The sequence below is a fragment of the Streptomyces sp. NPDC000134 genome (assembly GCF_042899225.1).
GTDB lineage: Bacteria > Actinomycetota > Actinomycetes > Streptomycetales > Streptomycetaceae > Streptomyces.
In genome coordinates this window covers 40,298-65,460 of record NZ_JBIAZN010000025.1, presented here as the reverse complement: position 1 = coordinate 65,460, position 25,163 = coordinate 40,298, and the positions used below count along the sequence as shown (strand labels likewise).

The 25,163-nt window shown below is 71.3% G+C and carries 24 protein-coding genes and 1 pseudogene; 8 read left to right on the top strand and 17 right to left on the bottom strand.

Features of this window, described 5'->3' with window-relative positions:
- Window positions 1–111: 111 nt before the first annotated feature.
- Complete coding sequence (locus tag ACFY32_RS29875; protein ID WP_390675898.1) at window positions 112–1,299, bottom strand: PP2C family protein-serine/threonine phosphatase; 1,188 nt, start codon at window positions 1,297–1,299, stop codon at window positions 112–114.
- Window positions 1,300–1,579: 280 nt separating this feature from the next.
- Between ACFY32_RS29875 and ACFY32_RS29870 the strand changes: the two genes are divergently transcribed.
- Complete coding sequence (locus ACFY32_RS29870; protein WP_390675936.1) at window positions 1,580–2,347, top strand: GNAT family N-acetyltransferase; 768 nt, start codon at window positions 1,580–1,582, stop codon at window positions 2,345–2,347.
- Window positions 2,348–2,482: 135 nt separating this feature from the next.
- Here ACFY32_RS29870 and ACFY32_RS29865 read toward each other — a convergent pair.
- From ACFY32_RS29865 to ACFY32_RS29855, 3 genes and pseudogenes are all read right to left on the bottom strand, one after another.
- Window positions 2,483–3,130, bottom strand: a pseudogene (locus ACFY32_RS29865) (NAD(P)-dependent oxidoreductase); the annotation flags it as partial.
- 163 nt (window positions 3,131–3,293) lie between these two features.
- Entirely contained in the window at window positions 3,294–3,935 is a 642-nt protein-coding gene (locus ACFY32_RS29860; RefSeq protein ID WP_390675897.1) for a hypothetical protein, read from the bottom strand.
- A 295-nt stretch (window positions 3,936–4,230) separates the two neighbouring features.
- Window positions 4,231–5,136 (bottom strand): NADP-dependent oxidoreductase, encoded by a 906-nt coding sequence (locus tag ACFY32_RS29855; RefSeq protein ID WP_390675896.1) that lies wholly within the window; start codon window positions 5,134–5,136, stop codon window positions 4,231–4,233.
- 147 nt (window positions 5,137–5,283) lie between these two features.
- Between ACFY32_RS29855 and ACFY32_RS29850 the strand changes: the two genes are divergently transcribed.
- Entirely contained in the window at window positions 5,284–5,655 is a 372-nt protein-coding gene (locus ACFY32_RS29850; protein ID WP_390675895.1) for a MerR family transcriptional regulator, read from the top strand.
- A 242-nt stretch (window positions 5,656–5,897) separates the two neighbouring features.
- On the opposite strand, the gene ACFY32_RS29845 is transcribed toward ACFY32_RS29850, so the two are convergent.
- Window positions 5,898–6,143: a DUF5133 domain-containing protein gene (locus ACFY32_RS29845; protein WP_390675894.1), complete on the bottom strand. Its 246-nt coding sequence runs from the start codon at window positions 6,141–6,143 to the stop codon at window positions 5,898–5,900.
- Window positions 6,144–6,685: 542 nt separating this feature from the next.
- On the opposite strand from ACFY32_RS29845, the gene ACFY32_RS29840 reads away from it, so the two are divergent.
- A complete protein-coding gene (locus tag ACFY32_RS29840; RefSeq protein WP_390675893.1) occupies window positions 6,686–7,885 on the top strand; it encodes a cellulose-binding domain-containing protein in 1,200 nt (399 codons plus the stop codon).
- Between the two features lie 167 nt (window positions 7,886–8,052).
- Here ACFY32_RS29840 and ACFY32_RS29835 read toward each other — a convergent pair whose 3' ends face one another.
- A complete protein-coding gene (locus tag ACFY32_RS29835; RefSeq protein ID WP_390675892.1) occupies window positions 8,053–8,463 on the bottom strand; it encodes an SRPBCC family protein in 411 nt (136 codons plus the stop codon).
- On the opposite strand from ACFY32_RS29835, the gene ACFY32_RS29830 reads away from it, so the two are divergent.
- Window positions 8,462–8,659, top strand: a complete 198-nt coding sequence (locus tag ACFY32_RS29830; protein WP_390675891.1) for a hypothetical protein — start codon at window positions 8,462–8,464, stop codon at window positions 8,657–8,659. The two genes, ACFY32_RS29835 and ACFY32_RS29830, sit on opposite strands and share 2 nt — an antisense overlap.
- Window positions 8,660–8,731: 72 nt before the next feature.
- Here ACFY32_RS29830 and ACFY32_RS29825 read toward each other — a convergent pair whose 3' ends face one another.
- Window positions 8,732–9,307 (bottom strand): GNAT family N-acetyltransferase, encoded by a 576-nt coding sequence (locus ACFY32_RS29825; protein ID WP_390675890.1) that lies wholly within the window; start codon window positions 9,305–9,307, stop codon window positions 8,732–8,734.
- 219 nt (window positions 9,308–9,526) lie between these two features.
- Complete coding sequence (locus ACFY32_RS29820; RefSeq protein WP_390675935.1) at window positions 9,527–10,054, bottom strand: sugar O-acetyltransferase; 528 nt, start codon at window positions 10,052–10,054, stop codon at window positions 9,527–9,529.
- Between the two features lie 598 nt (window positions 10,055–10,652).
- Between ACFY32_RS29820 and ACFY32_RS29815 the strand changes: the two genes are divergently transcribed.
- Entirely contained in the window at window positions 10,653–11,504 is an 852-nt protein-coding gene (locus ACFY32_RS29815; protein ID WP_390675889.1) for a putative RNA methyltransferase, read from the top strand.
- Window positions 11,505–11,629: 125 nt separating this feature from the next.
- On the opposite strand, the gene ACFY32_RS29810 is transcribed toward ACFY32_RS29815, so the two are convergent.
- Window positions 11,630–12,502 (bottom strand): amidohydrolase family protein, encoded by an 873-nt coding sequence (locus tag ACFY32_RS29810; protein ID WP_390675888.1) that lies wholly within the window; start codon window positions 12,500–12,502, stop codon window positions 11,630–11,632.
- A 56-nt stretch (window positions 12,503–12,558) separates the two neighbouring features.
- A complete protein-coding gene (locus tag ACFY32_RS29805; protein WP_390675934.1) occupies window positions 12,559–12,891 on the bottom strand; it encodes a helix-turn-helix transcriptional regulator in 333 nt (110 codons plus the stop codon).
- Between the two features lie 101 nt (window positions 12,892–12,992).
- Here ACFY32_RS29805 and ACFY32_RS29800 point away from each other — a divergent pair, with 101 nt between their 5' ends.
- Window positions 12,993–13,403 carry an STAS domain-containing protein gene (locus ACFY32_RS29800; protein WP_390675887.1) on the top strand — a complete coding sequence of 137 codons (411 nt, stop codon included), beginning with the start codon at window positions 12,993–12,995 and terminating at the stop codon, window positions 13,401–13,403.
- An 8-nt stretch (window positions 13,404–13,411) separates the two neighbouring features.
- On the opposite strand, the gene ACFY32_RS29795 is transcribed toward ACFY32_RS29800, so the two are convergent.
- Complete coding sequence (locus tag ACFY32_RS29795; protein ID WP_390675886.1) at window positions 13,412–15,796, bottom strand: Orn/Lys/Arg decarboxylase N-terminal domain-containing protein; 2,385 nt, start codon at window positions 15,794–15,796, stop codon at window positions 13,412–13,414.
- Between the two features lie 176 nt (window positions 15,797–15,972).
- On the opposite strand from ACFY32_RS29795, the gene ACFY32_RS29790 reads away from it, so the two are divergent.
- Together ACFY32_RS29790 and ACFY32_RS29785 are read left to right on the top strand one after the other, a co-directional pair.
- Entirely contained in the window at window positions 15,973–16,761 is a 789-nt protein-coding gene (locus ACFY32_RS29790; protein ID WP_390675885.1) for an MBL fold metallo-hydrolase, read from the top strand.
- Window positions 16,762–16,937: 176 nt separating this feature from the next.
- A complete protein-coding gene (locus tag ACFY32_RS29785; protein WP_390675884.1) occupies window positions 16,938–18,476 on the top strand; it encodes an alpha/beta hydrolase domain-containing protein in 1,539 nt (512 codons plus the stop codon).
- 134 nt (window positions 18,477–18,610) lie between these two features.
- Here ACFY32_RS29785 and ACFY32_RS29780 read toward each other — a convergent pair whose 3' ends face one another.
- From ACFY32_RS29780 to ACFY32_RS29755, 6 genes are all read right to left on the bottom strand, one after another.
- Window positions 18,611–19,015, bottom strand: a complete 405-nt coding sequence (locus ACFY32_RS29780) for a hypothetical protein (RefSeq protein WP_390675883.1) — start codon at window positions 19,013–19,015, stop codon at window positions 18,611–18,613.
- A gap of 228 nt (window positions 19,016–19,243) precedes the next feature.
- A complete protein-coding gene (locus tag ACFY32_RS29775; RefSeq protein WP_390675882.1) occupies window positions 19,244–19,390 on the bottom strand; it encodes a hypothetical protein in 147 nt (48 codons plus the stop codon).
- 31 nt (window positions 19,391–19,421) lie between these two features.
- Complete coding sequence (locus ACFY32_RS29770; protein ID WP_390675881.1) at window positions 19,422–22,757, bottom strand: RHS repeat-associated core domain-containing protein; 3,336 nt, start codon at window positions 22,755–22,757, stop codon at window positions 19,422–19,424.
- 226 nt (window positions 22,758–22,983) lie between these two features.
- Window positions 22,984–23,496: a hypothetical protein gene (locus ACFY32_RS29765; RefSeq protein ID WP_390675880.1), complete on the bottom strand. Its 513-nt coding sequence runs from the start codon at window positions 23,494–23,496 to the stop codon at window positions 22,984–22,986.
- Window positions 23,497–23,793: 297 nt separating this feature from the next.
- Window positions 23,794–24,012: a fibronectin type III-like domain-contianing protein gene (locus ACFY32_RS29760; RefSeq protein WP_390675933.1), complete on the bottom strand. Its 219-nt coding sequence runs from the start codon at window positions 24,010–24,012 to the stop codon at window positions 23,794–23,796.
- Between the two features lie 132 nt (window positions 24,013–24,144).
- Entirely contained in the window at window positions 24,145–24,957 is an 813-nt protein-coding gene (locus tag ACFY32_RS29755) for a hypothetical protein (RefSeq protein ID WP_390675879.1), read from the bottom strand.
- Between the last annotated feature and the right edge of the window lie 206 nt (window positions 24,958–25,163).

Sequence of the window (25,163 nt, the reverse complement as noted above, 5' to 3'; positions counted from 1 at the left end):
CGCCGAGCGCGGCCTCGCCGTCTTTACACCCGCCCACTGACCTGAGCATGGCTTCATCGCGCGCACCGAACGCCCGGGTCGACAGCCCGCGCCCGCTCCCCCGCCTCCAGGTCAGGCGTTCGAGCCGGGGGGCGCGGAATCCGGGCCGTGCCAGTCCAGGCACAGGACGGTGGCGTCGTCCTTCACCTGGCCGTGGCAGGCGTCGGCGACCGCGGCGACCATGGCGCGTACGGCCTCCCGGGGGTGCTCGGCCGCGGTGGCGCGGATGATCCCGGGCAGGTCGACGACCTCCGCTTGGCGGTCCTGCATGCCGTCGGTGTAGAAGACGAGGCGGTCCCCGGGGCGCAGATCGATGTCCTGTACCTGGTAGGTCCCTTGCGCGGGAACGCCGAAGGGGAGGTTGATGTGCAGTTTGATCTCGTCGACCGTGCCGTCGCGCAGCCGCAGGGGCCACGGGTGGCCCGCGTTGACGAGCTGGGCGCCGCTCCCGTCCAGGGCGATGCGCAGCAGTTGTCCGGTGGCGAAGGTCCGTCGGCCGTGCTCGATGAGGGCCTGGTGGGCCCGGTGGGCCTGCTCGGCCAGGTCGGTACCGGCGCGGCGGGCGCCGCGGGAGGCGTTGACCAGGAGGGTGGCCATGAGGGAGGCGTCGACGTCATGGCCCATGGCGTCGGTGATGGACAGGTGGAGGGTGTCCTGGTCGAGGCTGTAGTCATAGGTGTCACCGGCGATGTCGGAGGCCGGGACCAGGGCGCCGGCGAGGGCGAACTCGGCGGCCTCGCAGGAGGGCGCCGAAGGCAGGAGCTGGCGCTGGATCTCCGCGGCCAGCTTGACCGTGGCGGTGCGGTTGCCCCAGTGATAGAGGTCCGTGAAGCGCCGGTCGGTGACGATGATGTACGCCAGCGCGTGCGCGGCCTCCTCGACCTGTTCCAGTATGTCCGGCGTGATGTGGGTGAGCTGGAGTTCCAGGACACCGATGGCGTCGCCCCGGTTGGTGACCGGGGCGAGCACCCGCTGCTCCCGGGCGTTCCGCGGCCCCAGCACCAGTTTCTGGGTGCGCAGGACCTCGTCGTAGGCACTGCCGTCCAGGGGAATCTGATCGACGCCGCGCTCCCTCGGTGCCGCCCCCACCTCATCGACCCGCAGCAGGCGCCGTCCGACGACATCGACGAACAGGAACGACACGTAACGCGCGCCGAACCGCTCGCGCAGGTTGCGCGCCACGACATCGAGGGAGTGCACCGGTGCGGCTCTCTCTGCCGCTGCCAGTACCTCGGCCAGCCCGATCCGGTCTTGTTCCACTCATCCTCCCGACGTTACAGACCCTCCTTCCCACCGATGCCCTGCTCATCACAGCCGTACCGGGTACCCGGCCCCCAGGGCTGCGGGCGGGGCGTGGACGTTCGACCACCGACCGTGCCGCGGAAGCGGGCCGACCCGGCCCGACCGTCTTTGGGCGCCGTGCAAATGGCCCGCGGTGTGAATGGCCCGCGGTGTAAATGGCCTGCGGTCCTCGCCCGGTGCTGCTTGGGTCCATCGCATGAATGATCACTTCTTCGATGGAACCGACTTGGCGGACAGGATGGAACGCAACCTGGCGGAACACGCCTGTCACCTGCACCGGCGTACGACCGGTGCGACCGTCAACGAGGCCCGCGACCTCCTGGTCGCGGACAGTGGCCTGGACGACGACACTTTCAACATCGTGGCCGCCGCCCGCTTCACCGACGCCGACGCCACGGCACGTATCACCGACACCGTTCGGACGCTGGCCGGCACCGGCCGCCGTTTCTCCTGGTGGGTGGGGCCCGCCTCGACACCACCGGACCTCACCGCCCGCCTGGCGGCGGCGGGTCTGCCCGCGTCCGAGCGCGAGACGGCGATGTGGGCCGGACTGGACGACGTCATGCCGCCACCGCCCGCCGTCCCGGGACTGGACATCCGGAGGGTGACCACGCCCGGACAACTCGCCGACTACGCCACGGTCCTCGCCGCGAACTGGGACCCGCCCGCCGAAACCGTCCGCCGCTTCTTCGCACGGGCCGCCCCGCAGGCACTGGCCGCGCACTGCCCGGCCCGGTACCTGGTCGGCTACGCGGAGAACCGTCCGGTCTGCTCCGCCGAAGTGTTCCACCACGCGGGAGTGGCCGGCGTCTACAACATCGCCACCCTCGCCACCCACCGCCGACGCGGCTACGGGGGTGCCATCACGCTCGCGGCCCTGCGCACGGCCCGCGAGCGGAACCACCGCATCGCGGTCCTGCAGGCGTCGGCCGACGGCGAGCCCGTCTACCGCCGCCTGGGCTTCCGCTCCTGCGGCCGGTTCACCGAACATGCGGTCACCCCTTGAGCCACCAGGACCACGGGCTTGTCCGCCCGCCGCCCCCGACCGGACCGCGCACGGCCACGCGCCGATGGCCGCTACGAGGACCGTGACCTCGTAGCGGCCCGAGAGCTTTCCGCCTCCGCGTGGACGCGGGGCCGGTCAGCGCACCAGCAGGTCGATCACGCCCGTCAGGTCCTCCTCGCCGCTGCCCTCGGCCAGGCGGCGGCGCATGAGCTCGAAGTAGGGACTGAGCAGTTCCGGGCTGACCCCCTGCTGCTCGGCGGTGCTCAGGAAGGTCAGCGTGCCGGCCACCTGCATGGCGAGGTGGGAGACCACGCCCTCGGTGTAGTCGCCGGTTCGGATCTGGTGGGCGGTCCGGTGCACTGCCGGGGCCATCGCGACGAGCCAGTCGGCGAGCAGCGGGGCGAGCGCCACGGGGTCGATGTCCTCCTTGCGGATCAGGGCGAAGGCGTGCGCGGCCCCGGCGAACATCCCGTACATGGCGCTGAGCAGGGCCACGTCGTGCAGGGCCGCGAAGCCCGCGTCCTCGCCGACGTAGGTGGTGCCGGCCGGGACGCCGAGGGTCTCCTGGTGCTGCTCGAACAGCTCCCGTGAGCCGCTGTAGAAGACGTAGCCGCCGGCCTCCGGGACGCCGATCATCGGGGGGACGGCCATGATCCCGCCGTCCAGGTAGCGGGCACCGCGCTCGCGGGCCCACTCGGCCCGGGTGCGGGCCTGGGCGGGGGTGCTGGTGGTCAGGTTGACCAGGTCCCGGCCGGCCAGGTCGGTGCCGGCCAGCAGGGATTCCCACTCGTCGCCCAGGAGACAGCAACGGCGCCTGTCTGTCCACGCGGGCTTTCACCGGCGATCGGCAAGCGTACGTCCTCGGCGTGTACGGCGAGAGAAAGCGGCACCGCCCTTCCTGGTGCCCCCCAGGGCGGCACCAGGAAGAACGAAGGAGTCCGGCGACTCACCCGAGGGGCACCGGTACCATCTCCCAGCGCTGCTGCGGGTACTCGTACTCGCTGTCGTCTACCGGATCTACCATGCGAGCCAGCCACGCGCTCACTTGCCCCGGCAAGAAGCCGAGACTGAGGTACAGCACCTTCCGGCAGTAGTAGGAGGCCGCCACGCAGGCCCGCCCGCTGGAGGTACCGCCCAGGAAGTCGAATGCCTGGCGGGAGCTGCCGTTGCAGGTGGCGAGGCGGGCGATGCCCGTCAGGACCCCGTTCCTGTTGACCTCCGCCTCCAGGCACCGGTTCCAGGCGTAGCTGCGCACCTCCGTGTACTGCGAGCCGTAACTGGACGGCTGGACCAGCCAGATCGAGTAGAAGTCGGTGCACGCGCCCAGTCCGCGCATGTAGAGGGCGGTGTCGTTGGTGGCCGAGTCGATCTGCGGTCCCGCCGCCAGGCAGTCGTGATAGTTGGCTTTGTAGATGCGGTAGAGGCCGGGCGGGATGGCGGCCAGCGGCGATGCTTCCCGCGCGGTCCGCGCCCCGGCGGAGGGCTCCTGGGCGGGCGCCGCGGCGGCCGGGCCGAGCATCGCCGCGCAGGCTGCCAGTAGGGCGGTCACGGCGGCCAGGACCGTGCGGACCCATCTGTGACGTTTCATGGAATCACCCCTCGTGGGATCGGAGACAGCATGGCTGCCCCTGTCATGTCCCACACAACGTGTCGCCCGTAAAGCGCGAAGCGGGATATCCCCTGCCGTCCAGTCGACATCCGGCCCTGCTTCCCGACGTCGCGGTGCACGATCACGGCCGGGCCGCAGGCCGGGGCGGCGTGCGCGACATGCCGGCCTGGCCGGGCGGCAGACGGCGGAAGACCCGCCTGCCGTCCGGGCGACCGGGGCGGCTCCCGCGACTTCGCGCTGCTGTGAGCGCGTCACGGGCGCCAAGGCGCGGCGCTCACAGGCGGACCACGATCTTCCCCCGCACGTGTCCGCGCTGGGCATACGCGTGCGCTTCCGCGATCCGTTCGAGCGGGTACGTCCGCTCGATACGCGGTGTGTAGCGGCCCTGCCGGCCGAGTTCGCCCGCTTCGGCGAGGAGTGTGGAGTCGTTCTCCGCGTTGGCCACGTGCACACCCAGGCGCTGGGCGTTGGCGTAGTCGGCGACCGTCGACACCCGGGCGGGGTCGCCCACGATCGCGATGAGATCGGCCAGGGACCCGGAGGCCGCGGTGTCGAGCGCGAGGTCGACGCCGTCGGGAGCCAGGGCGGCGAGGCGTTCCGCGAGGCCGGTGCCGTACGTGGTGGGAACGGCTCCGAGAGAGGTGAAGAACTCGTGATTGCGCTCGCCGGCCGTCCCGATCACGGTGGCGCCCCGAGCCACCGCGATCTCGACCGCCGCACTGCCCACGCCACCGGCGGCGCCCTCGACGAGCAGCGTGCGCCCCCGCAGGGGACCGAGCGCCCTCAGCCCGCCCATCGCCGTCACGGATGCCAGACCGGCGCCCGCGGCCTCCTCGTCGGTCCAGGTGGCGGGTGCGTGGGCCCAGGCCGAGAGCACGGCCAGCTCCGCCGTCGCCCCGGTGACGCCGCCCAGTCCGAAGACCCGGTCGCCGATGTCCACGCCCCGCACCCCCTCGCCCGTCTCGTCGACCACACCGGCGGCGTCACGCCCGGGAATCGCGGGCAGGTCCACGGGAAGCACCTCGCGCACCGCGCCTGAACGCACCTTCCAGTCCACGGGGTTGACGCCGGCCGCCGCGACACGGACGCGGATCTCGCCGGGCCCGGGATGCGGGTCCGGCACCTGCTCGACCACGAGGGTCTCCACACCGCCGTACTCGTGATAGCGCACTGCGCGCATGGCGTACCGCCTTTCCACGCGGCCCGAACCGGCCGCCCGTGGGATCAGTGGGGTGAATGTCCGGCGCATGCCGACACCCGGTACGCTAGAACCTGACGTTGACGTCAGGTGCAAGTCGGGCGGGCCGCCCGGGGCGGAGGAGGACCGGTGCGCATCGGTGAGGTCGCCGAGCAGGCGGGAGTGAGCGTCCGGGCGCTGCGCTACTACGAGGAACAGGGTCTGCTGCAGGCCCACCGCAGCCCCGGCGGCCAGCGGCACTATCCCGACTCCGCCGTCGGCCGGGTCCGGCTGATCCAGCAGATGTACGCCGCGGGCCTGCCGAGCAGAGTGGTCCGCGAGGTGCTGCCCTGCGTGGACTCGGGCGCGGAGAAAGCACCCCCGGCCCTCCTCGATCAGATGGCGGCCGAGCGCGTCCGCATCGACGAGAGGATCACCGACCTGCTCGCGGTGCGCGACCGGCTCGACGACGTGATCGCCATGTCACAGAACCCTGAGTCCCCCTGCTCACACGTGTGGTGAGGACGCCTGCCGCGACGACGTGAGGCGCCGACGGCCGGAGCAGCACCCGTTCTCGTTCTCAAGGGGTCTCCCCGGTCGACACGGCGTCGACGCCGACGTGTTCGGCCGCGGCTTCGGGTAGCCGCTCGGCGACCACCCGGGGATCACGCACAGGGCAGTCCTCAGCCGGAACACAGCGAGGCGCCGACCCCCGCGACGGGGTCGGCGCCCAGTGCTCGCCGAGGCTCCTCGGGCGGGCACTGCTACGCGGCCAGCGTCTTCTCCTGCTGGAAGGCGTCCGCCCTGCTCGCGCTGTACTGCTCCAACAGCGCGTCGGCGGCGAGCAGAGCCTGCTCGGCGGTGCGGGCTCCGGTCATCACGCACAGCGTGTACGTCGCGTCCTCAAGAGCCCTGCTGGTGCGACCGGTGGGGCACACGTCGTGCGCGATACGCGCCTGAGTGAACCGGTCCAGCACAGCGCGCAGTTCCTTCTCCGCCGGAATGATCACGGTGACCTCTTTCCCACACGTCCTTCCCGCAGGCGGCCGACCGCGCCGTGCGGAACCGACGTCACGGCTTACCGCCGGGCGCGTCGATCAGCGCTCATGTGCCCCGCGCGGGGAGAACCATGCCACCGTGCCCGGTGACTTTCGGACGTCGTTCCAGGCGGCCTGCCGCCTCACGGATGCGCCGGGGCGGAGCCGGTGGACGGGGTGAACCGAAACAGTTCGGCGGTCGAATCTCTAGGCGCGGTCGGCGCACCGGTGTACGTTCTCGGACCGATGGAGGTATGGGAGCGCTCCCATACGCTCTCCGGAGCGCTCCCATACGGCTCTCCGCTCCGCTTCGTACGTACACGAGGAGGAACGTTGACACTCTTGTCGGCCCTGCTCACACGGCTGCGCGACGGCCCCGGTCCCCGCGACGACCATCGGCCGCCAGGCGGTGGTCGCGCGCTCTGAGATCCCGCTGGATCATGAACCGGCTCAGTACGCCGCAGGCTTCCCCACGAACTGCGCTCCCCCGACCCCTCTCCTCACCGGAGGTACCCATGCGCGCCCCACTTCGGCGCTTACTGCGCCGCCCACCCCGCCAGTGCCGCTCCTGGACGGTCGCGGCACTCCTCGCGGCCGTCGCCCTCCTCGCGTCCGGACTGACCGCCCTGTCGGCGAGCGGCGCGGAGTCCGGCTGCCGGGTCGACTACACCGTGAACCAGTGGACGGGCGGCTACACGGCGCAGTTGAAGATCACCAACCTCGGCGCGGCCCTCACCGGTTGGCGTCTGACCTGGACGCACACCGGCGACCAGCAGGTGACCTCGGCGTGGAACGCCACCGTCACCCAGACCGGCAACTCCGTCACCGCCGTGAACACCAACTGGAACGGCGCGCTGGCCACGGGCGGCACCGCCGACTTCGGTCTCCAGGGCACCTGGCGCTCGTCCGCCCCCACGCCCAGCGACTATGCCCTCAACGGCGTGCCGTGCAGCGTCAACGGCACCCCGCCGCCGACCACCCCGCCGCCCACCACACCGCCTCCGACGACGCCGCCGCCCGGTGCGGACTGCGACGGATCGGCGGTGATCTGCTCGGACTTCGAGGATCAGACCGGCTCCGCGCCGTCCGGTGACTGGCGCTTCACCGCACCCGACTGCCAGGGCACGGGCACGGCCGCCGTCGACTCCGCGGTCGCGCACAGCGGCAGCAAGTCTCTGCGGGTCGACGGCAAGGCGGGCTATTGCAACCACGCCTTCGTCACCGCCGCCGCGGACCTGTCGTCGGTCGGTCCGGTGATGTACCTACGGATGTGGGTGCGGCACAGCACCGCGCTGCCCTCCTCCCACGTCACCTTCGTCTCCCTACCCGACTCCTCCCAGGGCGGGCGCAGCCTGCGTGTCGGGGGTCAGAACGGCGCTCTTCAGTGGAACCGGGAGACCGACGACGCCACCCTGCCCGCGCAGAGTCCGGCCGGTGTGGCACAGAGCCGGCCGCTGCCGACCGGGAACTGGCAGTGCCTGCGGTTCGCCATCTCCACCACCGCCATCGGCCTCGACACCTGGCTCGGCACGGAACAGGTCCCCGGCCTGCACGCCGACGGCGTCCCCACCCAGGACATCGACCAGCAGTGGCTGGTCCGCACCACGCCGCCCCGGCCGACCGCGCTGCGGCTGGGCTGGGAGAGCTACGGAACGGGTGACGACACCCTGTGGTTCGACGACGTGGCCGTCGACTCCTCCCCCATCGGCTGCTGACCGGTCCTGGGGAAGGACCGGAGGGAGGCACCCGGGCAGCGAGAAGTGACCGGAGCCGTATCACGCGGTCGGCGCCGAGTGTTCCTCGGCGTCGACCTGACCCCCACGTCCGCGGCGCGCGGCAGTGCGCGCCGCGGCTACGGTCGGCATGCGAGGGGCCTCGGTCCTCAGCCGGACTCCATCAACTCCTTGAGGCGGGCCAGGTCGGCGGCGACCATACCGGCGTCGCGTTCGAACTCGGCGTCACTCATCTCCGGCCGGCGGCGGAGGGTGAACACCACTTCGCTCCCCGCGCCGTCGGCGATCACGCGGACCGGGTTGTAGACGGTCTCCCCCGTAGGCAGGGTGACGTCGTGGTCGAGCACGCCCAGCTCGTTGCGCGGCGCGAAGGTGACCACCACCCGCCCCATGGGCGAGGATTCCGCGACCCAATGGTCTCCGGCCCTTTCGATGTTCCCTCCCAGGCCGTGGGCCCAGGCCGGCAGGTTGACCGGGTTCGACGCGTAGGCGTAGACGTCGTTGGCGGTACGGTCGATACAGGTGCTGAGATGACGTGATGTCTCACCGGTGTCGTTCATGGCGGTGACGATAACGGACCGCTGCCACCCTCCTCTTGTACGAATCAGACACTCCACGCTCGGTGACGCGGCGCGGGTGCTGCCCAGCGAGGTCAACGGCGTCCGAGCCGTCCTGGCCCCCGAGCCCGGCGCGTGCTGCGTACGACTGGGCCCGGACGACGCCGACAGCGACGACCGGGCGCCCCAGGACCGCTGACCGCTGCGGACCGGCGGCCCCGAGGCCGTGGGCCCGGATTCACCGGTCCGAACCGGGAGGGCGGGCCCTTCGTCAGCCGTGCCGGCGGAAGTCCAGCAGGTAGAAGACCTTGTCGTAGCGGCGTTCGCCCACGGCGACGAAGTCGGGCAGACGACCGTACTCACGGAAGCCCAACGACCGGTACAGGCGCAGGGCGTGGGTGTTGTCGCCACGGGCGTCCAGGGTGAGGACCTCGATCCCCGCCTCCCGGGCATCGGCGACCAGGGCAGCCACCAGCGCCCGGCCCACGCCGCGACCATGGACAGCGGCGTCCACCGCGACCTTCTCCAGATCGGCGTGCGGCCGATGGGTCGGCCGGGTGTAACGCAGCCAGTACCCCAACCCGACCAGCCGGCCGCCGAGATACGCGGCCCGCAGGGACCCGTCCCCGGCCCGCACGGCGCGGACGACTTGGGCGACCAGGTCCGCGACCTCGTCCGGCGAGGGCGGCTCGACCCAGCCCAACGCGGCGCCCCCGCCGACCAGATCCGCCAGAATCCGGTGGGCCGACTCCGCGAACCCGGCCGCCGGCTCCGGATCGGACGTCAGCTCCGCGACGTCGAGGATGGCGGGTTCAGCGGTCGCACCGCTGGTCATGGCCGAATGCATGATCAACAGCCTAGCCAGCCCCAGTTCCCGCGCTCCAGCCACGCCCCCCGGTGAAGGGCGGCCCAGCCGTCAGGCCCGTCGGCGCGCGAACCGCGCCGGTGTCGTCCGGTACTGCATCCCGAACGCGCGGACGACGTGGCTGCTGTCGGTGAAGTGCCGGGTCCTTGGCCGCTCGGGCGAGCGCCGGGGTGAAGGTGGGCTCGCGCGGCCCGGCCGGGATCAGTCGATCCTCTTGATGACCCGGGCGGGCACTCCCGCGACCATGGTTCCGGCCGGGACATCACGGGTGACCACCGCACCGGCGGCCACCACCGCACCGGCGCCGATGGTCACCCCCTGCGTGACCACCGCAGCCGCCCCGATCCAGACGTCGTCCTCGATGACGATCGGCGCGAAGGAGAGATACGCGCGACGCTCGGCCAGGGGCAGTGGATGGCCTCCGGTGATGAGGCTGACCTTCGGGGCGATCATGACGCCGTTCCCGATGCGGATGCCTCCCCTGTCCATGAAGGTGCACCCCTGGTTGACGAAGACGTTCTCCCCGAACGTCGTGTTCAGCCCGTACTCGGTGAAGAACGGCGGGTAGATCGTCACCGATTCCGCGAGCGGGCCACCGAACACAACAGACAGTAGTTCCGCGCGGCCTTCGCTGTCACTGAACGGAAGGACGTTCAGCCGGGACGTCGCATCGGTTACTTCCATGACCCGCTCAACATAGCGCGCGGATTCGGGGGTTTTGACATACATGATCTGCTCGGTACGGGTAGACATGCGCTCATCCCACCACCGTGCGAAGCGCTCGATCAAACAACCGCGCACCGCACCGAGCACAACCAGCGGTTGTGGACGCACGGTGACGAGCGTGGATGTCGAAGCGCTGCGGACTTTCGTGGTCGTCGCCGGGTGGACCGCTTGCGCGGTCAGCGGTGACCCGGCACGTCGATTGATCACGGCTGTCCGACAGCGGGAGGTTCGACCAGCCGCAGTCGGCGGGCAGTTCGGCAACGGGCCGTGACCGGGGACTGCCGCGCCGGGCTGGCTCACCCGGCCATGCCTACCTCCGGGACCACGATCGACGGCCCTGTCCGTCTCGGAGAAAAAGACCTCCCGGATCACCTGTCGATGATCGTAAACTCACTGGCATGGCATTCATGAGCATTCCGCACTGCTGCTTCCTGTGACCGGAAGACGCTGAGGGCGACGCCGGACGGCGCCGCCCTTACCGGTGTGCCCTTCGCGCGCACGACGCCCGCGACGCTGCCCTGCTGTCCGCCGAGGCAGTGATGTCCTGAGCGCGCGTACCGGCACGGTCTCGTCCCTTCACCGCCCTTGCCAGGAGTGCCTCGTGCCCGTGTCGCTTCCCCCTGCCCTCGAACTCTCCCTCGACCTGCTGCGCTGCCCGACGTGCCAGGCACGCCGCCTGCGGCCCCAGGGCGGCGCGCTGTCCTGCCCGGTGGGCCACAGCTTCGACATCGCCCGCCACGGCTACGCGGGTCTGCTGACGGGCGCCCGCGCCACCAGCGGCGACGACACGGCCATGGTCCGGGCCCGGGACCGGTTCCTGTCCACCGGCGCCTACGCGCCGCTCCGCGACACGGCGGCCCGCCTGGCCGCCGATGCCGGGGCCGAGCGGGCCACCGTCGTGGACGTGGGATGCGGCACGGGCTACTACCTGGCCGGTGTGCTGGACCGTCTGACCGACGCCCGTGGTCTGGGCCTGGACACCTCGATACGCGCGCTGCGCTCGGCCGCCCGGGTCCACGACCGGGCCGCCGCACTGGCCTGGGACGTCTTCCGCCCCTTCCCCGTGGCCGACGGCGTGGCCGACGTCGTGCTGGACGTGTTCGCCCCGCGCAACCCGGCCGAGTTCCACCGGATACTGCGCCCCGGCGGCCGGCTGATCGTGGTCCGCCCCACCGGGCGGCACCTGGCCGAACTGCGCGGCACACTGCCCGCGATGGTCACGATCGACCCGGCCAAGGAACAGCGGCTGCACCGGGCGCTCGACCCCTTCTTCGCCGTCGCCGTCACCGAACAGGTGGAGTACTGCGTGGACCTGACCAGGGCCGAATCCCTGGACCTGGTGGCGATGACGCCGAGTGCCCGCCATGTGAGCCGTGCGGCCCTGGAAGGTGAGGGGTCCGTGCCCGGCCGGGTCACTGTCTCCGTGCTGGCCACCGCCTACCGGCGCCGCTGACCGGCGGGGCGGACAGCGCGGCGGATGAAACGCCGTTCGCGGGCGGAGAACCGACGGCGCCTGAGGCGCGGCCGGCGGGGCCGACCGACGGCCGTGGTCAGTCGGCCGCTGGGCCGCCGGGCCGCTCAGGCGATGGCGCGGTCCCGGGCCGAGCCGGTGAGGCGTTCCCAGTTGCGGTGGCCTATGTCGGCCTTCTGCTCCTCGGTGAAGGGCGCGTTCTCCAGGAAGGACCGGGCCCGGCCTTCGCTGGTGTCGACGTAGGGGAAGCCGCCGGGGCGGAAGCCGTAGGTGAAGGGGTAGTCGGTGGAGTACAGCATCCGGTCGGTGCCCATGACCTCGGCGGTCCACCTCAGGTACCGGGGGCTGTTGGTGCCGCTGCCGGCGACCCAGAAGTTCTGCCGGAAGTAGTCGGCGAGCGGCTGGCGCAGACCGCCGGCTTCGGCGAAGAAACCTATGTGGTCGAGGTAGAAGAGGACGACCTCGCCCCAGTGTCCGGCGATGACCTGTAGGCGTGGGAACCGGTCGAAGGTCCCGTTGAAGATCATGCGCAGGTACTGGACGCCCAGGTCGTAGTACCAGCCGATGCCCGCCCCTGCCAATGCGGTGCCGATGGGCCCGAGGCCGGAGTAGTAGGCGTCGATGACCGGCTCAACCGGCATCTGCGGGTGGAAGTGCAGGGGGACGCCCAGGCGTTCGGCGGCGGCGTACAGCTCGTCGTTGGCGGGATCGTCGGCGAGCCGGTTCCCGGTACGGCCGTACAGCATGGCCCCGGGGAACCCCAGTCGCGTCACGGCCCTTTCCAACTCGGCCGCGGCCGCGGCGGGCGACTGCACCGGGATCGCGGCGAACGCCTGGAAGCGGTCGGGGCGGGAGGCGACGATCTGTGCGAGCTGGTCGTTGGCGTCCCGGGCCACGGCGATGGCCTCGGCCTCGGGCAGGTCCTGCACACCAGGGCTCGACAGCGACAGCACCGCCACATCGATGCCCTGGTCGTCCATGTGTGCCCGACAGGGGCGGCACGGCCCCCGTCCGCCACCCCGCCCGCGTGCATCCGTCAGTGATGTACGGCCGGCGGCCTCGCGCGATCCGTCTCGTCCTGCACCAGCAGGGACAGCAGGGAGGCGACGGTGAGACCGGCCTCGGCCGGATGGCGCAGCACCTTGTCCGGCTGGATGCGGTAGGTGTTGGTCCGCCCCTCGCGCGTGTGGGAGAGGTAACCGTCCTGCTCCAGGTCGGAGATGATCCGCGCCACGGCCCGCTCGGTCAGCCGGCAGTGGGCCGCGATCTCGCGGATGCGTGTATTCGGATTGTTCGCGATAGCTGCCAGGACGCGCGCGTGGCTGGTGATGAACGTCCATCCGGTATGTGATTCAGGCACTCCGACCATGACCAGCATCTTAGAGGACATGGTTTGCCAGAAGCTATTTACATGACATAGTTTTCATGCAATAAATGACAAGCGCTCTCGCGGGAGAGCCTCGAGGAGGAGTGGCGAAGGTGCCCTGGGACGAGGCCGCGGTGCCGGCCCTCACGAGCAGCCCCGGCGGAAACCCGTCGGCGGGACCGAGCACCGGTCGCGCCTCGCACCGGCCCGAGGTGTGGCAGCGTGAACAGCCCGGGGGGTTCGTGATCACCGCCCGCGGTTCCTTCGACCTGGAATCCATCAGACCCCTGGCGGACGCGGTGGGCGCCGCGGCCGGGAAGCACCCCGTGGTGGTCCTCGACGCCTCGCAGGTCACCTTCGCGGACTCCTCGTTCCTGAACCTGCTGATCCTCACCCACCGCGCGGGCACCCTGCGGCTGGCCGCGCCCTCCCGCCAGGTCCTCCGCCTCTGCGAGATGACCGGGGTCAGCGGTCTCCTGGACATCCGGGACACGGTCGAGGACGCCCTCGCCTGACAGTCGCGTCACCGGGGCTCGGCCGACCGGTCCGCGACCCCCTGCCGCTGTGCCGGTGTCACGGCGTCGGCGGCTCCTTCCCGTCCGTCCGGGCGCAGGCACTCGATCAGATAGTCGCCCGAGCCGGACGCGCGGGTCACCCCGTGCGTCTCGCTGCCGAAGCCGGGGAAGCGGCGGTCGAAGGACTCAAGGGCACCGAGGTAGCGCAACAGGGGGCCGTCCTGCGCCCCGATGCTCTCGCCCGGCATGAGGACCGGGATGCCGGGCGGTGTCACCGTGACCATCGCCGCGGCGATGCGGCCCGGTGCGTGGGCCAGGGGGACCTGTTCCGTGCCGCCGCGGATCAGGCGTTGGAAGCACGCCTGGGGCACGGCGACCGGTTCCGGCAGATCGGTGAAGGCTCCTTCGAGCAGCTCGGTCAGGCGGGCGCCGCGCAGATGGTCGTGCATCTCCTGGCACAGGGCACGCAGACTCCCTCCCGAGTAGCGCTGCGGGTGCGCGGCGACCAGGGCGGGCAGCACCCGCTCCAGCGGGACGTCGGTGTCGTAGAGGTCCTTGAAGTCCATCAGGGCGTCCAGCAGTGTGCCCCACTTGCCCTTGGTGATGCCCATGGAGAACAGCACCAGCGCGGTGTAGCTGTCGGTCTTCTCCACGACGATGCCGCGTGTGGCGAGGTAGGCGGTGAGGACGCGCGCCGGGATGCCCCAGTCGCCCATCACGCCGGCCGCGTCGAGTCCCGGGCAGGTCAGGGTGACCTTGACCGGGTCGAGCATGCAGTAGCCGTCGGTCAGGCCGGGGAAGCCGTGCCAGTCCGCGTCGGGTTCGAGGTGCCAGCAGGTCGGCTCGGTGCCCAGCAGCTCCGCCGGGGCCTCGTCGAACGGCATCCGTGTCCCGTCCGAGGGATCGGTCACCTCCTCCGGCTGCCACACCCCGAAGAACCAGGGCGGCCGGTCCCCGGCGGTCGCGATCCGGCGCCCGATGCGCACCATCTCCTGGCGGAACCGGACCGCCTCCGTGATCGCCTCGTCGACCAGCCACCGCCCCTGCGGGCCGTCCATCATCGCCGTGGCCACGTCCAGTGAGGCGATCATCGGGTACAGCGGCGACGTCGTGCCGTGCATCATCATCGTCTCGTTGAACCGGTGATGCTCCACCGGTGCCCGCTCCGCGGCCCGGACGTGCACCATCGCGCTCTGGGACAGCGCCGCCAGCAGCTTGTGGGTGGACTGGGTGGCGAAGACCGTCGGCCGGTCGGGGCCCGGGAAGCTCTCCTCGTCCACCGACATCCCGTAGCGGCCCGCGTACAGCGGGTGGAAGCGGGCGTACGCGAACCACGCCTCGTCGAAGTGCAGGCGGGGCGTGCTGGCCGCGAAGGCGCGGGCCACCGCGACCGCGTCGTAGCACAGCCCGTCGTAGGTGGAGTTGGTGAAGACCGCGTACTGGGCGCGCGACGACACCGCCTCTTCGGTCAGTGGGCTCGCCGTGATCCTCGCCGCCGCCGATTCGGCCGCGACCTCGGCGGGCGGCAGCGGGCCCGCCAGTCCGTAGCCGTTGCGGGACGGGACCAGGTACACGGGGCGGGCGCCGGAGACGACCAGGCCGTGCAGGACCGACTTGTGGCAGTTGCGGTCGACCAGGGCGATCTCGTCGCGGGCCACGCTGAAGTGGCCGACCAGGCGGTTGCAGGTGGAGTCGCCGTGCAGGACGAAGTACGTGTTCTCGGAGCCGAAGACCCGCGCGGCGTTGCGCTCCGCATCCCCGATCGGTCCGGTGTGCTCGAACAGCGAGCCGAGTTCCTCCACCGAGACCGACAGATCACTGCGCAGCAGCCGCTCACCGAAGTAGTCGTGGAAGGCCCGGCCCACGGGGGACTTGAGGAAGGCGACACCGCCGGAGTGCGCCGGGGTGTGCCACGAGTACTCGTGGGCGTCGTCGAAACGCCGCAGCGCCTTGAAGAACGGTGGCAGCAGGGCGTCCTGGTAGGCACGCGCGGCGGAGGCGATCCGCCCCGCGAGGAACACGGGGGTGTCCTCCAGCGGCCACACATAGCCCACCACCGTCTGGGACACCCACAGCGGCAGCTCGCACACCCCCTCCCCCGCCATGACCAGGAACACCGGCAGTTCACGGAACCGGCGCCCGATGCGGCGCAGCACCGTCGCGCCCCCCGGTTCGTCCTCTCCCGTCCCGGACCGCAGGTCCCAGGCGACGACCGCGGCGGACACACCGGCCTCCGTGCGCAGCACCGCCTCGGCGTCGGCGGCGCTCACCGCCCACCGCACCCGCAGGCCGCCCGCCCGGATCTCCTCCGCGATCCGCGCCCACTGCCCGGCCGCCGCGCCCCCGTCCTCCGGACGCTCCGCCACCGCCATCAACACCGTGCCGCCGGCCATGCCGCCCCCCTTCCCCGGTGGCCTGCGCCACCTCCGGCCAGTGTTGGCGCTCCCCCTCCCCGGCAGCGGTCCCGGCTCGCGTAAACCACCCCAAGGGGGTATGACCCGCCTCGCTCCCTTGACGCGTCGCCGCCCCGCCCACATCCCGCCCGACGGTGATCGCATACGATCCCGGGATGAGAGACGAGTTGCTCCGCCTCACGGTCCTGGGGTGCGCGACGCCCTACCCGAGCGCGGACAACCCGTGCTCCGGTTACCTGGTGTCGAGCGGGGAGACCCGGATCTGGATGGACGCGGGCAGCGGGACGCTCGGCCCGCTCCAGCGCCATGTGCGGCTGGACCGGCTCGACGCGATCTGGATCTCGCACCTGCACGCCGATCACAGCGCGGACCTGCTCACCGCCTACTACGGTGCCCTGTACGCGGACATCCGCCTCGCCGCGCCCATCCCTCTCTACGGCCCGCCCGGCATCGCCGACCGGCTGGCCGGCTTCCTCACCAACACTCCGGCTCGCAGCCCCATCGAGTCCGCGTTCGCCGTCACCGAGTTGTACGACGGGCACCAGGCAGCCATCGGCTCGCTCCGGCTGACCAGCCGGGCGGTGTCCCACGGCATCCCGGCGTTCGCCGTGCGCGTCGAGGCGGCGGGCGGGTCGCTGGTGTACTCCGGGGACACCGCGCCGTGCCCGAGCCTGACGGAGCTGGCCGAGGGCTGCGACGTACTGCTGTGCGAGGCGGAGAGCGCGCAGGCACCGGCCGACGGCGAGCAGGTGCACCACACGCCCGAGGACACCGGCGACACGGCCCGCGCGGCCGGGGCGGGCCGGCTGATCGTCACGCACGTCGGCCGCTCGCTCACCCCGCGGCAGGCGGTGGCACGGGCCGCCGCGCGGTTCGGCGGGCCCATCGACCACGCCGCCCCTGACGCCACCTTCACGATCGGCCGGCGCCCCTCGGCCGACTGATCCGGCGGAGTCCGAGCACGGCCGGGTCCGGCTCCCGGGCCGGTCCCCGTCGGCCCGGCTCCCCGCGGCGCGGGCACCGCCCCTGCCGGGACACCGGTGGTTTCGCCGATGGCAGCCCCTGGCGTTACGCGGAGACTGCGGTCGGCCCACTGGCACACCTCTTCCGGAGGCATCCCGTGCACATATTCGCCCGGTTGACTCGGCGGTCCGTCACCGCCACCGCTCTGGGGACGCTGCTCTGCGGCGCCCTCCTGGGCACCCCGCTGGCCGCCCCGGCCAGCGCCTCCTCCGCCGCGGCCGCGGCCGCGAACCCCACGATCACGGTTCCGCCGGCCGGCAGCCGCGGCTTCCCGTTCCTCGCCGCGGCCGAGGACCTCGGCTCGTTCGGCTACACCGAGAGCGAGTACTTCTTCTCGGGCACCGCCACCTCCTACGCCAAGTCCAACCTGTGGGCCTCGGACGGCCGCTGGAACGTCCGCGCGTCCGGCACCGCCGCGTACAAGAGCCGCATGCTGGTGCGCCGCCCCGCCGACCCGGCGAAGTTCAACGGCACGGTCGTCGTGGAGTGGCTCAACGTCAGCGGCCAGATCGAACTCTCCCCCGACTACTGGTTCCAGCGGGAGGAACTGCTGCGCCAGGGCTACGCCTGGGTCGGCGTCTCCGCCCAGTCCGTCGGCGTCAACGGCGGGCTCGGCGACATCAAGGGCCTCAAAGGCTGGGACCCCGCCCGGTACGGCACCCTGGTCCATCCCGGCGACGCCTTCGCGTACGACATCTTCTCGCAGGCGGGCCAGGCGCTGCGCAGCCCGAACGGACCCGATCCGCTCGGCGGGCTCCCGGTGCGCACGGTGCTCGCCGACGGCGAGTCGCAGTCGGCGGGCTTCATGACGACGTACGCCAACGCCGTCCAGCCGGTGTCCAAGGTCTACGACGGCTTCATGGTGCACAGCAACAGCGCGGTCGCCGCCCCGATCAGCGGTGAGCTCGCCGACACCCTGCTGATGCCCAACCCGTCCCGGATCAGGACGGATCTGCCGGTACCCACGTTCGTGGTCCTCACCGAGACCGACGTGCCCGGCGCCGCGATCGCACGGCAGCCGGACACCAGCAGTGTCGTGCACTGGGAACTGGCCGGCACCGCGCACGGCGACCAGTGGGCGTACGACCTCGGCCAGCCCACCGTGGTGAAGTCGGCGGGCTCGGCCGCACCGTCGGCCGACTGCGCCGGCGGTTCCGCGCCGTTCAACGACGGCCCCGGCCACTGGGCGATGAACGCCGCGCTGCGCCACCTGGCCTCCTGGGCCCGCGGCGGGGCCCGGCCGCCCAGCGGTCAGCCGCTGAGCACCGTACTGCGCGACCCCGCCACCGGCCTGGCCACCGGCGGTGTGCGCCTGCCGGACGTCACCGTGCCCACCCGTACCCTCACCGGCTTGCGCGACACCACCGACAGCGGCGTGTTCTGCGGTCTGTACGGCGCCCGCGACCCGTGGAACGGTGACAGCGACCCGTGGGACCGGCACAACGACGGCGACCCGTCCGACCCGAACTTCCCGCTCACCGCGGAACCGGACCTCAGCCGCCTCTACCCCACCCACACCGACTACGTGAACAAGGTGCGCACGGCCGCGCAGAACTCCGTCACCGCCGGATACCTCCTGCCCGAGGACGCCACGGCGATCGTCACCGCCGCCCAGGACTCGGACATCGGCGGCTGACCCACCGCCCGGCCACCACCCCGGCGCACCCGGGCCGCACGGGCCACCAGCCCCCGGCCCGGGTCCTCGCCACCGCCCGCCTGTCACCGCCGGCGGGCCGTCGGCTTCCCTGAGGTGCCTCGCGGTTCAGGTCCTCACGCCTGCCACCGCGCCGAGTCGCAGAAGCGGTCGTCACCGGAGCCGGAACCGTCGTGATCGAGACAGACCCGGAAGGTGTAGTAGTCGCCGTCGCCGAGGTTGTACCGGCCGCCGTCGTCGGCGCTGCGCTCGGCGCAGTTGCCGTTGCCGCTGGCACGGAACGCGTAGCGGGTGCTTCCGCTGGAGTCGATGACGTAGGCGACCGCACTCCAGCCGTCCGCCTGGATGTCACATACCTCGGCCCGGTCACCGTCGCTGTCGAACGAGAGCTTGCCGCCCGGGTTGCCGTCGTCGGTCTTCATCTCGTAACCGGCGGCCCGGGCGCCCGTGGCCACGGCCACACAGACGGCGAGGGCCGAGGCCGTGACACCACCGGCCTTGAGCATGCTCCTGATACGCATCGATCTCCGCCTTTCCTGCCGAGAACCCGTCGTCGGCGGGGCCGGCACGGCCCGGGGGCCCTGTCCGCACCCGCCCTCACCCATGTCCGACGAAACAGGCCGGCGAAGTGTGAAGGCTCCCGCCCCCGCACAGGGCCCGGACGGCAGCGGTGCGCGCGAAGGCGGTGGGGCCCCGGCTCCGTGTCGGAGTCGGGGCCCCACCGCTGTCGTGCGGGCACGTCCGCGCCGCTACTTCCCGGACCGGTCCCGCTTCTTCGCGCTGCGGGTCCGCCAGACGCCGATCAGCGCGCAGCCGATGACGATCAGGACGATGGTGACCACTCCGGTCGGCCAGAAGCTGCCGTCACCCTCCGCGGCCAGGTAGAGATTCTCCACGTCTCGGTCCTTCCTTCCTCTCGTCGAGCGTCTATGTCCAGTCCCATCCGCCGATGGCCGCGCCACCGACGTAGCTTCCCGCCTCGTAGCCGATGTCGACGGCGGTGGCGGTCTTGCCGACCGCTCCCACGGCCTTCATGGCCACCCCGACTCCCCCGCTGGCCGCGCTGAGGATTCCGGTGGCGGCGACCTGGCCCGCCGAGTCGCCCTCCAGGATTCCTCCGGCGACGCCGAGGCCGGTGCTCAGTGCCGCCGCGCCGACGGCCACTCCGAGCCCGCCGACGGGTGCCATGGCCGCCACGCCCACCGCGGTGCCCGCGATGCTCAGGGCGTTGCCCCAGCCCTCCTTGTCGAGCCCGAGGAAGTCCAGGCCGCTCGGGTCGAAGTGGTTGACGGGGTCACCGGCGGCGTACGCGTAGGGGTTGCCCTCCTTGCCGGACGGGTCGGGCTGGGTGAAGCGGCCGAGCTGGGGGTCGTAGTAGCGGGCGCCCATCTTGTAGAGGCCGCTGGGGTCGAGGTAGGTGCTGGTGTAGCGGTAGGGCTGGTCGGTGCCGGTGGTGGTGCGGGCCTCACCGTAGGGGCCGTAGCCGTAGGTGGCCGTGCGCTTGCCCGACGCGTCGACGAGGCCGATGACGCTGCCCTGCACGTCGGTGAGGTAGTACTGGCTCGCCCCGCCGGTGGTCATGGCGGTCAGAGTGCCCGAGGGTTCGCGGACGAAACCGGTGGTGTTCTCCCGGGTCATGCCGGTCGCGGCGTTGGTGAAGGCCGAACTGCCCCGGGTGAGGCGGTCGTTGTTGTCCGTCCCGGCGTAGGTGTACCGCGCCGCGGTGCCGGCCGCCGTCAGGTCGGACATCTGGGTGAAGGGGGTCCACTGGCCGTTCGTGCGGGTGCCGGTGGGCGAGGCGGCGGAGGTTTCGTTGCCGTCGCCGTCGTAGGAGAAGTTCGTGTTGCCGTCGAGGGAGGTCAGTTCGTTGGCGTTGTCGTACTCCCGGACGGACTGGGCGTTGTCGCAGGCGGGCAGGCTGGTGCCGGTGGAGCGGCCGGTGATGTTGCCGGCCTTGTCGTAGCAGTAGGCCCAGCCGGCGGTGGTGGAGCCGTTCTTGGTCTCCACCGCCTTGGTCAGGCGGCCCTGGGAGCTGTAGGTGTAGGCGAGGGCGGCGCCGTCCGTGGTCCGCTTGTAGATCTTGTCGCTGTCCTTGCCGGACTTGTTGTAGTCGTAGGTGATCGTGGACAGGACGGTGGAGCCGTTCTTGACCTCGATCTTCTGGGCGCGGCTGGACTTGTCGTAGTCCGTCGTCTGCACGGTGCCGCCGGGGTACGTGGTGGTGGTGCGGTCGCCGTTCTTGTCGTAGTCGTAGGTGGTCCGGGCGCCGCCCGGCTGGGTGAGGGCGGTGAGCTGGTTGGCGTCGTCGTAGTCGTAGGTGACGGTGCCGCCCGCGTCGGTGGCGGTCTTGACGTTGCCCGCGGCGTCGTAGGTCACCGAGGTACCGCCGCCGGCGGGCAGGGTGCGGGTGCGCTCGCGGCTCTGCTCGTCGTAGGTGTAGCCGCTGACGCCGGCGGGGGTGGTGCGGGTGATGATGTTGCCGTCGGCGTCGTAGGTGAAGGCGGCGGTCCTGCCGTCGCCGGTCTGGCTCTTGAGCCGGTCGCGCCGGTCGTAGGCGTAGACCGTCTCGACACCGCGGCCGTCGGTGACGGTCTCGGGGCGGCCCAGGGCGTCATAGGTGTACGTCACGTCGCCCTGCGCGGAGGGCCGGTCGACCTTGACCAGGTTGCCCCGGGTGTCATAGCTGAAGGAGGTCTTGTTGCCTTCGGGGTCGGTGGCCGCGCACCGCTGGCCGGGCAGTCCGCCGCAGTCCATGGTGCCGGACTCGGGGTTGTAGTCGTAGCTCCACTTGGCGCCGTCGGAGCCGTCCGTGGTGTCCGTCTGCGAGGTCATGTTGCCCGAGGTGTCGTACCCGTTGGTGACCTTCTCGCTGCTGGCGGAGGTCAGGGTCTCGGGGTAGTGGCCGCCGGCCTTCTGGGTCCAGGCCATCGTGGCCTGGGCGCCGGTGGGCTGGGTGGCGGTCTTGGGGTTGAAGGCGTCGTCGTACTCGAACTTCACGGTGTTGCCCGGGGTCGTGCCCACGCCCATGCCGTCGACGGCGCTGGTGACGTTGTTGTCCGGCCCCCAGGTCTTGGAGCGTTCCCGGCCCAGGGGGTCGGTGGTCTTGGTGACGCGCCAGCGGGAGTCCACCGTCTTCTGGGTGTTCTTGCCGCGGGGGTCGGTGATGCGGACGACGCCCTCGGCCTCGCTGCCGGGCTGCGGCAGGATGTAGCGGAAGGCGGTGGTGGCGCCGGTGCCGGCGGTCTTGTCGACCACCCGGGTGATCGAGGCCAGCCGGTTGGTGTCCCAGGTGAAGCGGGTTTCGCGGCCCTCGGGGGTGGTCGCCCTGGTCATGCGGTGCGAGGTGTCGTACTCGAAGACGGTCGTCTTGCCGTCGGTGTCGGTGAACGTCTTCAGGTCCTGCCCGGACCATGTGTAGGACGCGAACCGGCCCGTGTTGTCGGTGACCTTGGTGATCTGCTGGCCGTCGTTGGCGAAGGTCAGGGTGCGCCCGGAGGCGGCGGTGATCTTCGAGGTGAAGGCGCCGGAGTACGTGATGGTGGTGGCGTTGCCGTTCTTGTCCTCGACCTTGCTCACCCGGGCGTCACCGGTCGTGCCGGACCGGGAGAACGTCGTCTTCTGCCCGTTCTTGCGCGACGTGAGGGTGAAGGACTTCTTGTCCGAGGACTCGGTCAGGTCCTGCTTGTAGCCGGGCGCCGGGGTGAACTCGGAGCCGTCCCGCTCGAACACGGCGATCGTGCTGGAGGGGCCCTGCACATAGACCGACGTCGTGTTCGGCTCGTGGATCAGGTAGTCGCTGCCGGTCGTGGCCTTCCAACTGGTGTTCAGGCCGTTGTAGGCGTGCCCCAGGGACAGGCCCGGTCCCGCGTCGGCGATGTCGAAGGCGTTCACGGAGACGAGCAGGTTGCCGTTGCCGTAGTTGAGCTGTGCGCCCACCGAGTCCGACAGCGGGGCCTTGAAGAACTCCGACCAGGGGACCTGGCCGAGGCCCAGGCCCTGGAAGGTGGACTGCAGGATGCCGGCCGTCACCAGCTTGCGGTCCTTGCCCGCCGTACCGATGGGTGTGCTCGCGGGGGCCTTGGTGCGGCCCACCGGTGACGCGGCGTCCGGTGGCGGGGACGGTTCGCTGACCGGCGAGGCCAGCGCCTGGGCCGGCAGCAGCGCGACCAGCAGGGCCGAGCCCGCGGCCACGGCGACCACGGCGGTGGCGGCGGAACGTCTGGCGCGTCCGGTCCGCGGGTTCTTGGGCATGACGAAGTGCACGAGGGACTCTCCTCGGAGATCGGAAAGGGGTGCTCGGGGCAGGGTGACGCGGGAGCGGGACCCGGCGGGTGGCAGCCGGTGGACGACTGCCACCCGCGGTCGTTCCGTTGCCCGCGCCGCTGCCGGGCGGCGTCGGGACGGCGCGGCAGTACGGCGCCGCGCCGGCGCGGGTCCGGCCGGCGCGGGGCGCGGTGCGGGGCGCGGGCAGGCCGGCGGCGTCAGGCCGTCAGCAGCGCTTGGACGTCCTGGCGGCGTAGGTGCCCTGCTCGCCGGCGACGGTCAGCGCGCCGTCGCCGGAGGTGCAGTCGTCGACGGTGTCGGCGCCGTTGCCCCAGAACTCCTGGTTGTGCGTGGCGAATTCGTAGCGGGCGCCGAGGAGTGCCTCACGGTCGTAGGACCAGACGCCGACCTGGAGGTCGAAGTCGATGTTCTTGTCCAGGAAGGACTTCCACACCCATACGTAGCCGTAGTTCTCGTCGCACTGGGGCGAGTAGAACTGCTTGACCGAGGCGATCGTCTCCGTGCCCCGGTACGCGTAGGAGGTCGTGCCGATCTGGTAGGCGTCCGAGCACACACCGGCGGCCTGGGCCCGTGCGGTCAGCGGGTTGCCCGCTTCCGAGGGCTCCGCCGAGGCGAGCGGCCGGGCGGCGGGAGCGGGGCTCGGGCCCGTACCCGCGGACGCGGTGCCCGCGCCCGCCAACGTCAGGGCCACGGCGCCGGACGCGGCAACCGCGCACACGGTCGATCTCAGCTTCTTCCGGGCACGCGAAAGGTGCGCACCTTCAGTGCGTCGCATCAAGGTTTTCCCCCCACGGGAAGACAGACCTCGCAGACCCCAGCGGTCACGAAGTAGACACAACCTGTCACAGGAGACACACAAGTTGGCGGAGCTGCCCTCGAAGTCATGATCCACACGGGCAGGAATAAGCCCCTCCCCTTGAGGTGCGAAACCTCTTCGCATGCGGACGAACCATCCTTCTGGCAGCAAGGAAGTCACGTGTAGTACGCACATACGTGGCGGAAAGCCGACGGGGAGTCAGCCGAGGGTGAGGGTCCGCTGTGCGGTGACGGCACGGGAGGAGCGTGCCGTCGCGAAGGTGTAGCCACCTGGGACGAGTGTCGTCGCTCCCGACCTCCGGACGGTGAGGTCCTGGACCGGGATCGTCAGGCCGAGCCGCTTCGTGCCGCCCGCGGGGAGGGTGACCTTCTGGAAGGCGACCAGGCGGCGCGGTTCCGCCGCGGCCGAGGCGGGGATGAGGGACTGCCGAAGAACTCGGTCTCGGCGACGTAGGTCGTCCGCCCGATGCGCCGATGCGGTCGGCCTGCCGGATGCGGCCCGGGAAATTGTGGTGGGTGCCGGGCGCCGTCCCGCGAACCCGTGCTGGGGTCAGACGCCGTCCTTGTGGCCGTTCGCGGCGAGCAGTTGCTCCATGCTCTTGTGGGCGGGGGCGGCTTTGGCGTTGCTCCCGTCGTGGAAGAGCCTGAGGTACTGGAAGAGGACGCGCACGCATGTGTCGCGCTTGTCGTACTCCGCGTTGCCGACGAGGCGGAAGTCCTCGGAGATCTCCAGCGTCCGCCCGTCCGGACCGGTGTAGAGGGGGTGCCAGATCATCTGGACGTTCGGGTTGAGCCGCTGGACCAGCCGCAGCTCCGGGACCTCCAGCCGGATGAGGATGCTGTCGGGATCGTAGGCCCGCACGAAGATGTGCACCGGGCCGGTGGCCAGCGACACGAACGCCTTGGACAGGATGCTCCACATCGGCCCGGTCAGCTTCCAGTCCGGATGCAGTTCCAGGACGTTGAGCACGCTGCCGATCCGGGTCCGCGCCAGCGGTGTGTGGCCCTTCGCGTGCGCGTAGTCGTTGACCTCGATGCCGCCGGCCCACAGGGCCATGGTGGGCGTCTTGATCTCCAGGTGCTTGGTCATGAGCTTGACGAACTCCTGGTACCACGTGTTCGTCGCACGGATCTCGCGCTGCTTCTGGCGGTCGCCCGTCCTCGCCGCCGCCTCGGCGTTCAGCGCGCCCTGTGAGTCGATCCCACCGAGCAGCAGTTGCCACGCGTCGTCGGCTTCGGCCTGGGGAATGCCCGCGGCCTCGGTCAGCTTCTGGTAGGTGTCCCACTCGGGGTGTTCCGTGGGCCTCGTGGCGTAGTGCTCTTTCAAGGCGTCGGCCGGCTTGCGCTGCACCCAGCGGGTCACCGCCGCGTTCCCCGCCTGCTGCTGAAGAGCGGCCAGGCCCGTGGGCGGCGCCCCACGCCGGGCAGCGGTCCGGGGCGCCGGCCGCGGCTCCGTCGCTCTGCGTAACTCGTGCACGCTCTTTCCCCACCCCTCCCGATCGACGCCACGGAGCCTAGAACGGCGGCCACGACAGGGCGATGTACAGGAGGGCAGCCTCGAAGGCACAT

Coding starts and splice junctions, on each gene's coding strand:
- ACFY32_RS29805 (WP_390675934.1), bottom strand. CDS start 12,891: ATGGTCGGAGTGCCTGAATCACATACCGGATGGACGTTCATCACCAGC.
- ACFY32_RS29860 (WP_390675897.1), bottom strand. CDS start 3,935: ATGAAACGTCACAGATGGGTCCGCACGGTCCTGGCCGCCGTGACCGCC.
- ACFY32_RS29870 (WP_390675936.1), top strand. CDS start 1,580: ATGGAACGCAACCTGGCGGAACACGCCTGTCACCTGCACCGGCGTACG.
- ACFY32_RS29780 (WP_390675883.1), bottom strand. CDS start 19,015: ATGCGTATCAGGAGCATGCTCAAGGCCGGTGGTGTCACGGCCTCGGCC.
- ACFY32_RS29810 (WP_390675888.1), bottom strand. CDS start 12,502: ATGGACGACCAGGGCATCGATGTGGCGGTGCTGTCGCTGTCGAGCCCT.
- ACFY32_RS29825 (WP_390675890.1), bottom strand. CDS start 9,307: ATGCATTCGGCCATGACCAGCGGTGCGACCGCTGAACCCGCCATCCTC.
- ACFY32_RS29790 (WP_390675885.1), top strand. CDS start 15,973: ATGAGAGACGAGTTGCTCCGCCTCACGGTCCTGGGGTGCGCGACGCCC.
- ACFY32_RS29820 (WP_390675935.1), bottom strand. CDS start 10,054: ATGTATGTCAAAACCCCCGAATCCGCGCGCTATGTTGAGCGGGTCATG.
- ACFY32_RS29830 (WP_390675891.1), top strand. CDS start 8,462: ATGGCGGTGACGATAACGGACCGCTGCCACCCTCCTCTTGTACGAATC.
- ACFY32_RS29840 (WP_390675893.1), top strand. CDS start 6,686: ATGCGCGCCCCACTTCGGCGCTTACTGCGCCGCCCACCCCGCCAGTGC.
- ACFY32_RS29855 (WP_390675896.1), bottom strand. CDS start 5,136: ATGCGCGCAGTGCGCTATCACGAGTACGGCGGTGTGGAGACCCTCGTG.
- ACFY32_RS29795 (WP_390675886.1), bottom strand. CDS start 15,796: ATGGCCGGCGGCACGGTGTTGATGGCGGTGGCGGAGCGTCCGGAGGAC.
- ACFY32_RS29835 (WP_390675892.1), bottom strand. CDS start 8,463: ATGAACGACACCGGTGAGACATCACGTCATCTCAGCACCTGTATCGAC.